The organism is Aeromicrobium sp. (assembly GCF_023146395.1).
Lineage (GTDB): Bacteria > Actinomycetota > Actinomycetes > Propionibacteriales > Nocardioidaceae > Aeromicrobium.
Window position 1 is genome coordinate 26,700 of sequence record NZ_JAGLCD010000008.1, and the last position, 12,511, is coordinate 39,210.

The 12,511-nt window shown below is 71.9% G+C and carries 10 protein-coding genes and 1 tRNA gene; 4 read left to right on the plus strand and 7 right to left on the minus strand.

Translation table 11 applies throughout. The features are described from left to right. Positions 1-6 precede the first annotated feature (6 nt). A complete protein-coding gene (locus tag KAG51_RS06765) occupies positions 7-1,050 on the minus strand; it encodes a hypothetical protein (protein WP_290581953.1) in 1,044 nt (347 codons plus the stop codon). 127 nt (positions 1,051-1,177) lie between these two features. On the opposite strand from KAG51_RS06765, the gene KAG51_RS06770 reads away from it, so the two are divergent. Beyond that, a complete protein-coding gene (locus KAG51_RS06770; protein ID WP_290581955.1) occupies positions 1,178-1,870 on the plus strand; it encodes an NADPH-dependent F420 reductase in 693 nt (230 codons plus the stop codon). Positions 1,871-1,956: 86 nt separating this feature from the next. On the opposite strand, the gene KAG51_RS06775 is transcribed toward KAG51_RS06770, so the two are convergent. Continuing rightward, a tRNA-Tyr gene (locus tag KAG51_RS06775) sits at positions 1,957-2,038 on the minus strand. Between the two features lie 97 nt (positions 2,039-2,135). Between KAG51_RS06775 and KAG51_RS06780 the strand changes: the two genes are divergently transcribed. Then, positions 2,136-2,627 carry a YajQ family cyclic di-GMP-binding protein gene (locus KAG51_RS06780; protein WP_290581957.1) on the plus strand — a complete coding sequence of 164 codons (492 nt, stop codon included), beginning with the start codon at positions 2,136-2,138 and terminating at the stop codon, positions 2,625-2,627. 7 nt (positions 2,628-2,634) lie between these two features. Next, positions 2,635-5,145 (plus strand): ATP-dependent helicase HrpB, encoded by a 2,511-nt coding sequence (gene hrpB / locus KAG51_RS06785; RefSeq protein ID WP_290581959.1) that lies wholly within the window; start codon positions 2,635-2,637, stop codon positions 5,143-5,145. 55 nt (positions 5,146-5,200) lie between these two features. Here hrpB and KAG51_RS06790 read toward each other — a convergent pair whose 3' ends face one another. Then, positions 5,201-6,784 (minus strand): DHA2 family efflux MFS transporter permease subunit, encoded by a 1,584-nt coding sequence (locus tag KAG51_RS06790; protein WP_290581961.1) that lies wholly within the window; start codon positions 6,782-6,784, stop codon positions 5,201-5,203. 4 nt (positions 6,785-6,788) lie between these two features. Further along, entirely contained in the window at positions 6,789-7,250 is a 462-nt protein-coding gene (locus tag KAG51_RS06795; protein WP_290581963.1) for a MarR family transcriptional regulator, read from the minus strand. 184 nt (positions 7,251-7,434) lie between these two features. Between KAG51_RS06795 and typA the strand changes: the two genes are divergently transcribed. Next, a complete protein-coding gene (gene typA, locus KAG51_RS06800; protein WP_290581964.1) occupies positions 7,435-9,312 on the plus strand; it encodes a translational GTPase TypA in 1,878 nt (625 codons plus the stop codon). A gap of 68 nt (positions 9,313-9,380) precedes the next feature. Here the strand turns inward: typA and KAG51_RS06805 are convergent, their stop codons facing one another. The 3 genes from KAG51_RS06805 to KAG51_RS06815 all read right to left on the minus strand — a co-directional run bounded on the left by KAG51_RS06805 (position 9,381) and on the right by KAG51_RS06815 (position 12,504). Next, a complete protein-coding gene (locus KAG51_RS06805; RefSeq protein WP_290581965.1) occupies positions 9,381-10,328 on the minus strand; it encodes a hypothetical protein in 948 nt (315 codons plus the stop codon). Between the two features lie 183 nt (positions 10,329-10,511). Continuing rightward, positions 10,512-11,159, minus strand: a complete 648-nt coding sequence (locus tag KAG51_RS06810) for a response regulator transcription factor (RefSeq protein WP_290582492.1) — start codon at positions 11,157-11,159, stop codon at positions 10,512-10,514. Positions 11,160-11,199: 40 nt separating this feature from the next. After that, on the minus strand, positions 11,200-12,504 hold the full coding sequence (locus KAG51_RS06815; protein WP_290581966.1) for a sensor histidine kinase: 1,305 nt from the start codon (positions 12,502-12,504) through the stop codon (positions 11,200-11,202). Between the last annotated feature and the right edge of the window lie 7 nt (positions 12,505-12,511).

Consider the following 12,511-nt stretch of genomic DNA (forward strand, 5'->3'; position numbering starts at 1 on the left):
GTCAGGCTATCGGTGCCCTGACCAGCGGGCGCCGTCGAGGCGCAGCACCCAGCGTCGCCCCGGCCACTCGGTCAGGGTCCACAGATCGCGGGTGCCGGGCCAGGAGGTGAGGTCCTCGGGCCCGGTCGGGAGAACGCTACGGTGGCGCTGGAGGGCACCGGGCCGCCCGACCCAGAGATCGCCGGGATTGCCTTCCCCCGAGCTCGCCGTGACGAACCACGTGCCGTCGACGATCGTGGCGCCCTGCATCCGCGGCACGCCGTCGGCGCCCTCGACCGGCCGGGCGACGCCCTCGGCATCGACCTTCAGCAAGCCGGTCGAGCGGTCGAGCGGGAACCGCAGCAGTCGGTGCCGGCCCGATCCCTGGCGGCCGTACTCGCCCGCGACGAGGTGGTCGGTGTCGGGTCCTCGCTCCAGCGAGATAAAGGAGTAGACCATGCCGCGCACGCCGGCGTCCGCCCGCGCCTCGTAGGCGCCGACCTGCGGCAGGACGTGGCGGGTGCCGCGCCCGCGCAGTCGAGAGCGCAGCCGCTGCACGTCGGCAGGCCGGAAGATCCGCAGCCCGCCTCCGCTCGCGGCCACGAAGAGGTGGTCGCCGTACCAGGCGAGTCCACCGGCGTGCACCGGGACGGACCGCAGCGCCGGCACCCCGAGCACTCGTCGCTCCTGCACGAGCCGGACGTGGCCGTACCGCGGCACCGGCTCCGCGTCGAGGTCGACGACCGAGATCCGCGAGCCGAGCAGGACGTGTCCGAGGCCGCCGTGGCCGTACCAGCTGGTCAGCAGCACACGCCGCTCCGGCGACGTGTCCTTCGCCGACGGACCTGCCGGGTCGAGCCGCGCCGTCACGCCCTGCGGGTACCACCACGAGGTCTCGACGTCGCGGGCGTCCCACCGGAAGGCCCGGCCGGCCGCCTCACCGGGTGCGTCCGTCCAGGCCCCGGTACGGTCGAGCCGGGCCAGGACGTCCTCCAGACCCACACGACGCGGTCGGGCCCGCAGGGGCCGACCCGGCCGGTGGACCAGACGCAGCGCGGCCGGATCGATCATCACGCCTCCTGGTTCGTCGGACGTCACGGACGCCACCGACGCTAGTGGCCCGCACCCGGCGACGGGAGCCGGCGCACGCCGACCGACGTCACGGAATGAGCGCGGCGCGGTCACGGTTGACGCAGGCATGACGACACTCGGACTCATCGGCAGTGGCAACATCGGCAGCACCCTCGCCCGGCTGGCGACCGGCGCCGGCATCGACGTGGTGCTCAGCAACAGCCGCCGACCGGAGACGCTGGCCGACCTCGTCGACGAGCTCGGCCCCCACGCGACGGCGGCGCGGCCGGAGGAGGCGGCCCTCGCGGGCGATCTCGTGGTCGTGACGATCCCGCTGAAGAACCTCCACGACGTCCCCGTCGAACCGCTGCGCGGCAAGATCGTGCTCGACACCGGGAACTACTACCCCGAGCGCGACGGCTCGATCCCCGAGCTCGACGACGAGTCGGCCACGACCAGCGAGCTCCTGCAGGCGCACCTGCCGGAGTCGTACGTCGTCAAGGCGTTCAACAACATCTACTTCGAGCACCTGCGGAGCCTGGCGCGCCCGAGCGGGGACCCCGAGCGGTCGGTGCTCGCGATCGCGGGCGACGACCCGGCGGCGAAGGCCGAGGCGGCCGGGCTGATCGACCGGCTCGGCTACGACGCACTGGACGTCGGCCCGCTCGCCGAGGGATGGCGCTTCCAGCGCGACACCGCGGCCTTTGCCGCCCTGTACGGCGACCCGGCCACGTCCTTCCCCGACTGGCGGCCCCGCGTCGTCAAGGCCGACCTGCTCCAGCAGCAGCTCGACGCCGCGGTGCGCTACCGCGACATGTAGGTCGCGGGGGCTCCTCCCCGAATCCGCGGCGCCGGACGACGCACCAGCGCCCCCCGCAAAGAACGCGGGGGGCGCTGGCACGTACGTGGCAGGTAGAGGATTCGAACCTCTGAAGGCAATGCCGGCTGATTTACAGTCAGCTCCCTTTGGCCGCTCGGGCAACCTGCCTCGCATGCCGCTCGACGTGCGGGCGACGGAGAGAGAGCCTACCCCACGCCGATAGGCTGATCGAATCCAGATCCACCGCATTCGTGAGGAGACGCAGATGGCCGACTCGTCGTTCGACATCGTCAGCAAGTTCGACCGTCAGGAGGCCGACAACGCCCTCAACCAGGCGATCAAGGAGATCAACCAGCGCTACGACTTCAAGGGCACCGGCGCCACGATCGAGTGGAAGGGCGAGCAGGGCATCGAGATCACCGCGAACGCCGACGAGCGCGCCCTGGCGGTGCTCGAGGTCTTCAAGGAGAAGCTCGTCAAGCGTGGCATCAGCCTGAAGGCGCTCGAGACCGACGAGCCCCGCCAGAGCGGCAAGGAGACCAAGCTCAACGGCACCTTCAGCGACGGGATCACGACCGAGCAGGCCAAGAAGGTCAGCAAGATCATCCGCGACGAGGGCCCCAAGGGCGCGAAGGTCCAGATCCAGGGCGACGAGCTGCGCGTCACGAGCAAGAAGCGTGACGACCTGCAGGAGATCATCGCCCTCGTGAAGGCCGCCGACCTCGACTTCCCGGTGCAGTTCACGAACTACCGCTGACCGCGGAGTGTCCGAACCGCTCCGCACCCTGCTCGCCGCACCGCCCGACCTTCCGGTCACCGCGGGCCTGGACGCACTCGTCGAGGCCCTCCGCGACCGCGGTGTCGCGGTGGTGCAGGCTCCGCCCGGAACCGGCAAGACGACCCTGGTCCCGCCGGCGGTCGCGGTCGCCGTCCCAGGCCGGGTCGTCGTCACCCAGCCCAGTCGCCTCGCGGCCCGTGCCGCGGCGCGCCGCCTGGCGGCCTTGCTCGGCGAAACAGTCGGCGAGACCGTCGGGTACGCGGTGCGCGGGGACCGGCGCACCGGGCCCCGCACCCGGGTCGAGATCGTCACGACCGGGCTGCTGCTGCGGCGGATCCAGCACGATCCCGAGCTGCCCGGCGTCGGCGCCGTCGTGCTCGACGAGGTGCACGAACGCCACCTCGACGCCGACCTCACCCTGGCGCTGCTGGTCGACGTGCGGAAGCACCTGCGGGAGGACCTCGCTCTGGTGGCGATGTCGGCCACGGTCGAGGCCGCACGGACCGCCGCGCTGCTCGGCGGTGCTCCTGTGGTCGACGTCCCCGGTGCACTTCATCCCGTGCGCACCGTCTGGTGCCCGCTGCCGGGCGGGGCACGGCGCACCGACGAGCGGGGCATCACCCCCGCCTTCCACGACCATGTCGCCGCGACCGCGCGCCGCGCGCTCGCCGAGCACACCGGTGACGTGCTCGTCTTCGTGCCCGGCGTCGCCGAGGTCGAGGCGACGATCCGGCGCCTGGCCGATCTCGACGCGGCCGTGCACGCCCTGCACGGCCGCCTGCCGGGGGCGGCGCAGGACCGCGCGCTCAGCGAGGGGCCGCGGCGCCGCGTGATCGTGTCGACCGCGGTCGCCGAGTCGTCCCTGACGGTCCCCGGCGTGCGCGTCGTGGTGGACGCCGGGTTCTCGCGCGAGCCACGCACCGACCACCGTCGCGGCCTGGGCACCCTGGTGACCGTCCCGGTCAGCCGCGCGGCTGCGGAGCAGCGGGCCGGACGAGCCGGTCGCCTCGGGCCGGGCGCCGTGCTGCGGTGCTGGTCCGAGGCGGAGCACGCGCACCTGGCGCCCCATCCCGAGCCCGAGATCGCGACGGCCGACCTGACGGCGTTCACCCTGGAGATCGCCTGCTGGGGCCAGCGCGACGTGCGCGGCCTGGCGCTGCTCGACCAGCCGCCTTCGCACGCCATGGCGGCCGCACGACGCGTGCTGGTCGACCTCGGCGCGATCACCGCGGAGGGGGAACCGACGACCCGGGGGCGGGTCATCGCCGGAGTGCCGGCCGACCCACGACTCGCCCGCGCGCTGATCGACGGGGCCGACCTGGTCGGAGCCAGGCGGGCCGCCGAGGTGGTGGCGATGCTCAGCGAGGACGTCCGGGCTCCCGGCGCGGACCTGGTCGCGGCGCTCCGGTCGCTGCGGACCGACCCACGGGCCGGAGCGTGGCGCAGCCAGGTCACGCGCCTGGAGGCGATCGCGAAGCAGCAGGCCCAGGTGTCCGACGCCCGACCCCTGACCGACGACGTGGCCGTGGGCCTGGTGGTGGCCCTGGCCCACCCCGACAGGATCGCGCGCCGGCGCACCGGCGGCTCCAGCTATCTGATGACGTCCGGCACGGGCGCCACGCTGGACCGGCGCGACCCCGGCCCGCTCGCGGGTCTGGAGTGGCTCGCCGTCGGCGACGCGGACCGCCGGCCCGGGGAGCGGGAGGCGCGGATCCGCGCCGCGGCCCCGCTCACCGAGGACCTGGCGCTCGAGGCCGCAGGCTCGCTGTGGACCGAGGTCGACGAGGTCTCCTGGACCGGCGGACGCGTGCTGGCCCGCCGGCGCACGCTGCTGGGCGCGATCGAGACCGCCTCGGCGGCGCTCAAGGATCCCCCCGCCGAGGCCGTGGCGGCGGCGATCCAGGCGGCGCTGGAGAAGGAGGGGATCGGCCTGCTGACCTGGTCCGAGGCCGCCACGTCGCTGCGGGCGCGCCTGGACTTCCTGCGCCGGGCGATCGGCGGTCCCTGGCCCGACGTGACGGACGAGGCCCTGACCCGTGACCTCGAGTCCTGGGTCGGGCCTCAGCTGGCACGGGTCCGATCGGCCCAGGACCTGCGCCGCATCGACGTCGTGGGCGCCCTGCGCGGGCTGCTGCCCTGGCCGCAGGCGAGCCGGCTCGAGGAGCTCGCCCCGGAACGTGTGGAGCTGCCGAGCGGTTCGCGCGCCCGGGTCGACTACGACCAGGAGCAACCGGTGCTCGCGGTCCGACTGCAGGAGGTCTTCGGCTGGACGGCGGTGCCGGTGCTGGCCGACGGCCGGGTGCCGCTCCTGCTGCAGCTGCTCTCCCCCGCCCGGCGACCGGCCGCCATCACGGCCGACCTGGACTCCTTCTGGGACACCGGCTACCCGGCCGTGCGCGCCGACCTGCGCGGGCGGTACCCCAAGCACGCCTGGCCCGAGGACCCCCGCTCCGCACCGGCCACTCGCCGCACCACCACGCCGCGCTCCCCACGCTGAAGGGGCCCCGACCGCGGTGCGGTCGGGGCCCGTCAGGTGGATCGGCGCAGCAGGATCAGTGCATCATGATCGGCGCCGCGCCGGCGTCCTCGTCGTCCAGGAGCACCGACTCCTCCCGCTTGCGCGGCAGGAACAGCGCCGGGACGACCGCCACCAGCACGAGCGCGAGAGCGACCATGAAGGTCGAGGAGAACGCGTCGGCCGCGAAGGCCAGACCCCGCTGGATCAGCTCAGTCGGCAGACCCAGCTGCTCGGCCAGACCGGGCTGCATCTGCGTCGCGATCGCGGCGCCCGCCTCGGTCAACGGCTCGCCGTTCTGGTCGACCGCACCGGGGATCGTCTGCGACGCCTGGATGCTGTTGGTCAGGATGACCGACATGACCGCGGCACCGACCGAGCTGCCGACCTGCTGGGTGATGTTGAGCAGCGTCGAGCCGCGGGCCACCTCGTAATGGGTCAGCGACTTCAGCGCCGAGGTCATGATCGGCATCATCGTGCCGCCCATGCCCAGACCCATGACGAACAGCGAGGCGCCGGTCATCCAGTAGGACGTGTCGGCCGAGAGCATCGTGAACGGCACGAAGCCGGCCGCGATGAGCAGCATGAAGAACGGGACGGTGCGCCCGACCGGGATCTTGTCGGCCATCGTGCCCGCGATGGGCATCATGATCATCGCGCCGATGCCCTGCGGGGCGATCAGCAGACCCGCCATCAGCGTGGTCTCGCCGCGCACCTGCAGGAAGTAGCTCGGGAAGAGCAGGCCGGCGCCCATGAAGGCGACGATGAAGACGAACATCGCGACCGTCGCGACCGTCAGGCGACGGTTCTTGAACAGGCGCAGGTCGATCAGCGGGTGCTCCGGACGGAACGCGTGGAACACGAACGCCGTGATGAGCAGGATGCCGATCAGCGCCGAGACCCACACGCGCGGGCCGAGGTGCACGCCGTTGCCACCCTCCGCGATCGACGAGACGCCGAACAGGAACGCGGCGAGGCCCGGCGACAGCAGCAGCATGCCGACCAGGTCGAACGACTCCGAGGTCGTCTCGGTGTCCTTCGGCAGGACGATCCAGGCGTAGACGATCGCGACGAGGCCGATCGGCAGGTTGATCAGGAAGATCCAGTGCCAACTGAACTGGTCGATCAGCCAGCCGCCCAGGATCGGGCCGCTGATCGGGCCGAGCAGCATCGGGATGCCGAGCACGGCCATGAGGCGTCCGATGCGCTCCGGGCCGGCCGCCCGGGTCATGATCGTCATCCCGAGCGGCATCAGCATGCCGCCGCCGAGACCCTGCAGCACGCGGAACGCGATGAGCATCTCGATCGAGTCGGCCAGCGCGCAGAGCACCGAGCCAGCGGTGAACAGCACCAGGGCGGCGATGTAGAGGCGCTTGGTGCCGAAGCGGTCGGCCGCCCAGCCTGTGGCGGGGATGACGGTGGCCAGGGCCAGCGTGTAGCCCGTCATGGTCCACGCGACCGTGGCGAGGGTCGTGTCGAAGACGTTCGCGAACGTCGGCAGGGCCACGCTCACGACGGTGATGTCGAGGATCGACATGATCGCGCCGAGCACGACGACGCCGGCGACCTTGAGCACCGCCCCGTCGAGCTTCTCGGGCGCTGCGGGTGCGGAGGCACTCATGCAGTCACTTCTTTCTGGAGGTTGGACACAGGTGGTGACCCGCGAGGATCGGTTCGAGCGCCGCCGAGAGGCGGGCGCACAGGTCAGGAGGGATCTGGTCGACGACGTCGCGCAGGGCCTGGGCCTTCTGCGCGCCGTGCGCGTCGGCGATCTGCAGGCCGCGCGGTGCGAGCGAGACGAGCTTGACCCGGCGGTCGGCCTCGCTCTCGCGGCGCTCGACGACCGCCAGCTTGACGAGCCGGTCGATGACCCGGCCCTGCGCCGCCACCGAGATCCCGACCTCCTCGGCGATCGTCGAGATCGCCAAGGGCTCGGGAGAGCGAGCCAGCAGGAACACGGTCTTGGCCTGGTTGATCGTCAGGTCGAGGTCGGCCGCGGCATCGCCCGTGCGCGACTGCATGACGCCCATGACCCGCTGCAGGAACTCCTGCAGCTGGTCGTAGAGCACGACGGACGAGGTGGACACGAAGAGAGATACTAACTGATCGGCAACCATTGCAGATCGGCAGGTGACTGTGACGTGCCTCGCACTCCGGCCCCGGAGGCCCCGCGATGTCGGGGACGGCCCGCGCGGCCCGTAGAATCACGGAGGCGCACCTGCGCCCTCACCGCGGCTCGCGCCGCCTCCTTCTCCAGACTCGGATCTCTGCATGCCCCTTCGCCATGACCTGCGCAACGTCGCGATCGTCGCCCACGTCGACCACGGCAAGACCACGCTGGTCGACGCCATGCTCCAGCAGCAGGGCAACTTCGACGAGCACCACCAGCTGACCGAGCGCGCGATGGACTCCGGTGACCTGGAACGCGAGAAGGGCATCACGATCCTCGCGAAGAACACCGCCGTGCGCTACAACGGCCCGGGCGCGCCGGAGGGCGGCGTCACGATCAACATCATCGACACCCCCGGCCACGCCGACTTCGGCGGCGAGGTCGAGCGCGGACTGTCGATGGTCGACGCCGTCGTGCTGCTCGTCGACGCCTCCGAGGGTCCGCTGCCGCAGACCCGCTTCGTGCTCCGCAAGGCGCTCGCCGCGAAGATGCCGGTCATCCTCGTCGTCAACAAGGTCGACCGGCCCGACTCGCGCATCGCCGAGGTCGTCGACGAGACCTACGAGCTGTTCCTCGACCTGCTGCCGGAGGACGCCGGCGACGACGCCCTCGACTTCCCCGTCGTCTACGCCTCGGCCAAGGCCGGCCGCGCCTCGACGACGCAGCCCGCCGACGGCGGCCTGCCCGAGAACGAGAACCTGATCCCGCTGTTCCAGACGATCATGGACGCCGTGCCGGCCCCGGAGTACACCGAGGGCGCGCCGCTCCAGGCGCACGTCACCAACCTCGACTCCTCCCCGTTCCTCGGCCGCCTGGCGCTCGTGCGCGTCAAGGAGGGCGAGCTCAAGAAGGGTCAGCAGGTCGCCTGGATCAAGCGCGACGGCTCGATCGAGCGCACCAAGATCACCGAGCTGCTGATCACCGAGGCCCTGGAGCGCAAGCCCGGCGAGAAGGCCGGCCCCGGTGACATCGTGGCGATCGCCGGCATGGCGACGATCAACATCGGCGAGACACTGGCCGATCCGGAGAACCCGGTCGCCCTCCCGCTGATCCACGTCGACGAGCCGGCGATCTCGATGACGATCGGCACCAACACCTCGCCGCTCGCCGGACGCGAGAAGGGCACCAAGGTCACGGCACGACTCGTGAAGGACCGCCTCGAGTCCGAGCTCATCGGCAACGTCTCGATCAAGGTGCTGCCGACCGAGCGGCCGGATGCGTGGGAGGTCCACGGACGTGGCGAGCTCGCGCTGGCGATCCTCGTCGAGCAGATGCGCCGCGAGGGCTACGAGCTCACGGTCGGCAAGCCGCAGGTCGTCACGCGCGAGGTCGACGGCAAGATCCACGAGCCGGTCGAGCGACTCACGATCGACGCCCCCGAGGAGTACCTCGGCGCCATCACGCAGCTGCTCGCGGTCCGCCGCGGCCGCATGGAGCAGATGATCAACCACGGCACCGGCTGGGTCCGCATGGAGTTCCTGGTGCCGGCCCGTGGCCTGATCGGGTTCCGCACCGAGTTCCTCACCGACACCCGCGGCACGGGCATCGCGCACCACGTGTTCGAGAGCTACGAGCCGTGGGCCGGCGAGATCTCGACCCGCCCGTCGGGCTCGCTCGTGGCCGACCGCGCCGGCGCCGTCACGTCGTTCGCGATGACGAACCTGCAGGAGCGCGGCACGCTCTTCGTCGAGCCGGGCACCGAGGTGTACGAGGGCATGATCGTCGGCGAGAACTCCCGTGACGACGACATGGACGTCAACATCACCAAGGAGAAGGCGCAGACCAACATCCGGTCGGCCACGTCGGACAACTTCGAGAAGGTCATCCCGCCGAAGAAGCTGTCGCTCGAGCAGTCGCTGGAGTTCTGCCGCGAGGACGAGTGCGTCGAGCTCACGCCGACCCACGTCCGCATCCGTAAGGTCGTGCTCAACCAGTCCGAGCGCGCCCGCGCCGCGAAGGCCCGCCGCTCCGGGCGGTGACCTGCTCGCCTATCGCTCCCACGGGCGGTGACCTGCTCGCCTATCGAGGCCTCTCATAGACGAGCAGCTCACCGCCCGTTGCGGGGTGAGGACGTCGCCGGGATGCGCCGGTAGAGAGCACGGAACCGGCGGCCGAAGTCCGGGGCAGGCCCGTCGTAGCCGCCGGCCACGAGTGCGGCGTGCAGACGCGTGAGCACGCCGATGATGTTGCGCATCTGCTCCGTCGTGACCTGGAGGTAGGCCAGGTCGGTCGTGCGCACCAGGGCGTAGCGGTCGATGTCGATCAGGTACTGGCGGCGGTCGGCCTGGTGGTGGCGGCCCTCGTACTCGACGATGACCTTCCAGATCAACCACGCGAGGTCCACGACGACCCTCCGCCCCCTGATCGTGATCTCGACGTTGACGCCGGGTCTCGGGAGGCCGGAGAACACGATCGAGGCGCGGAGCTCGGACTCGGCCGGAGAGGCAGCACGGCCGTCGAGGTACGGCCGGATCCAGAGGGCCTGGGCGGATCCGGCACGCCAGTCGTCGCGGCAGGCGAGCTCGACCAGGCCCTCAAGACTCATGTGGTTCTCGTGCAGGAGCCAGTCGCCGACGATGATCGCGTCGAGCACCGTCGCCTCGCTGCAGTAGGCGACGTAGGCGGCGGTCGGGGTGACGGCGTGGTCGTCGGCGCCCGGCATGCGATCGGTCCGGTGGAGCATGATGCCGTCGGTGGCGATGTGGTGGTCGCGGGCGACGACGAAGTGCAGCGGCAGCTCAGGGCCGTGGTCGAGGCCGAGGCGCTGGATCCGGGTGATGCCGGTGAGCCGCGCGTCGGGAGGGAGTGTCAGCACGGCGGCCAGGACCCAGTCCGCGGGCGACATCTCGTGGTCGACGTGCACCCACACTCGTGGGAACAGGCGCCGCCACGACTTCCGGCTCAGCATGTCCTTGGAGACGCCGTGCCGCAGCGCGTCCGACGTGGTGAAGGGGCCGTGCCGTAGGGCGTCGGGGATCAGCGGTCGTGGTGCCATCACGCCATCGCAGCCGTTCGGGAGTTCCGGCGCGATCCCCACTCGCCTGCCTGTGGACGACGAATGAACCGCCCCGAGCGGTGGATGAGTCGTCGATCCCCACCGCGGGCGGTGAGCTGCTCGGCGATCGAGGCCCCTCATCGACGAGCAGCTCACCGCCCGCAGCCGGGATGGGCGAGCAGCTCACCGCCCGGGGGTGCGGAGGAAGGTCAGGACGGCCTTGACGCGGCGGTGCTGGCCGTCGTCGGCATGGAGACCGAGCTTGGCGAAGATGCGCTGCGTGTGCTTCTCGACGCCCCCCTCGCTGACGTGGAGCCGGGCCGCGACGGCGGCGTTCGACAGACCCTCGGCCATCGCGGCGAGGACGTCGCGCTCGCGGGGCGTGAGCTGTTCGAGCGGGTCGCGCCGCCGTCGCATCAGCTGACCGACGACCTGCGGATCGAGCACCGTGCCCCCCGCGGCCACGGTACGGACGGCCTCGAGGAAGCCGCCCAGCTCGCTCACGCGGTCCTTCAGCAGGTACCCGACCCCACCGTCGCCGGTCGCGAGCAGCTCCTCGGCGTACGAGACCTCGACGTACTGGCTGAGCACCAGGATCCGCGCCGTGGGCATCGCACGACGCACCTGCACCGCGGCCCGCAGCCCCTCGTCGGTGTGCGTCGGCGGCATCCGCACGTCGACCAGGGCGAGGTCGGGCCGATGCTCGCCGAACGCCGCCACGAGCGACGGGCCGTCACCGACACCCGCGACGACGTGGTGGCCCGCCTCGGCGAGGATCAGCTGCAGCCCCTCACGGAGCAGCACCGAGTCGTCGGCGACGACGACTCGCAGCGCCTGGTCCACCTGCTCCTCCTGGGTCACGACTCGCGGCTCACCCGGCCGCCGGGACCTCGGCCCGCAGGACCGTCGGCCCACCGATCGGCGAGGCCACCGACAGTGTGCCGCCCAACCCCTGCACGCGCTGCTCCAGCCCCGCGAGGCCGGACCCCTTGCCCGGGTGCGCGCCGCCCACGCCGTCGTCGCTGACCTCGGCCACCGCAGTGCCCCCGGCGACCCGGACCGCGACCACGACCTCCTGTGCCGCGGCGTGCTTGGCGACGTTGGTCATCGCCTCGGCGACCACGAAGTAGAGGCAGGTCTCGACGTGCGGGGCGAGCCCGCGGAGGGAGTCCGGGTCGAGCTGGAGGGTCACACCCTCGTCGTGGCGGGCGACAAGCTCCTCGAGCGCCGGCGCCAACCCGCGGTCGACCAGCAGTGGCGGCGCGATGCCGCGCGAGAGCGCCCGCAGCTCGTCGATCGCCTCCCGTGCATGGCCGTACGCGACGTCGAGGGTCGCCCGCGCGAGAGCAGGGTCGTGCTCGATCTGCTGCCGGGCGCGGCCGAGGTCCATCGCCAGGCGCACCATGCGCTGCTGCGGCCCGTCATGGATGTCGCGCTCGAGCCGGCGCAGCGACGCCGCCTCGCCCTGACGCGCCGCGTCCCGCCCGCCGGCGGCACGCCGCAGCTCCGCCTGGAGGCTCGCCCGACTGCTCAGCATGACGTCCGCGAGGCTCGCGTGCACGAGCGCGGCGAACCGCAGCACCCACGGCGCGAGCAGGAGGGCCACGACGCCCACGAGGCTGTTGAGCCAGATCTCGGCCGACCGCGAGTCGCCGAGGCCGATGAGCTCGGCGAGACCCTGCTGGTCTGGGCCGTCCGGCAGCCACTGCTGCCAGAACCAGTACGTCAGGCCGTTCAGCACGATGCCCCACCAGACGATCGCGACGAGGCCCGCGAACAGGCCCGTGACGAACGCCAGCAGCGACCAGCCCATGTCGAGCCACGACTGCGGGTCGCGCGACGTCGTCGTGAGCCGCCGCAGCCAGCCGTCGTCCGGGCCACGCCGCAGGTAGTCGGGCGTCGGCGCCTCGCGGTCCTGGAACATCCGCAGGCGCAGCCGCTCGGCGTGAGCGAAGCCGCGGGCGACGTAGGCCGTGACCGCCAGCACCGGGAGTCCGGCCACCATCCACACCAGCGACAGGCCCGTCACGAGACCGGTCAGCACCAGGCTGAAGGAGACGACCCCGAGCGGGAGGGCGGTGAGCGCGTAGGCGGTGTCAGCACCGACCCTGCGCAGAACCCCCCTGTGGCTCGGGTGCTCGTCCACCGGTGTCTCCATCACGTCAGTCTCGATCATGGCCCCG

What these genes read in the sequence shown, in the direction of transcription:
- KAG51_RS06765 (WP_290581953.1), bottom strand. Translation starts at nt 1,050, where the DNA reads ATGATCGATCCGGCCGCGCTGCGTCTGGTCCACCGGCCGGGTCGGCCC.
- KAG51_RS06770 (WP_290581955.1), top strand. Translation starts at nt 1,178, where the DNA reads ATGACGACACTCGGACTCATCGGCAGTGGCAACATCGGCAGCACCCTC.
- KAG51_RS06780 (WP_290581957.1), top strand. Translation starts at nt 2,136, where the DNA reads ATGGCCGACTCGTCGTTCGACATCGTCAGCAAGTTCGACCGTCAGGAG.
- KAG51_RS06790 (WP_290581961.1), bottom strand. Translation starts at nt 6,784, where the DNA reads ATGAGTGCCTCCGCACCCGCAGCGCCCGAGAAGCTCGACGGGGCGGTG.
- typA (WP_290581964.1), top strand. Translation starts at nt 7,435, where the DNA reads ATGCCCCTTCGCCATGACCTGCGCAACGTCGCGATCGTCGCCCACGTC.
- KAG51_RS06805 (WP_290581965.1), bottom strand. Translation starts at nt 10,328, where the DNA reads ATGGCACCACGACCGCTGATCCCCGACGCCCTACGGCACGGCCCCTTC.
- KAG51_RS06815 (WP_290581966.1), bottom strand. Translation starts at nt 12,504, where the DNA reads ATGATCGAGACTGACGTGATGGAGACACCGGTGGACGAGCACCCGAGC.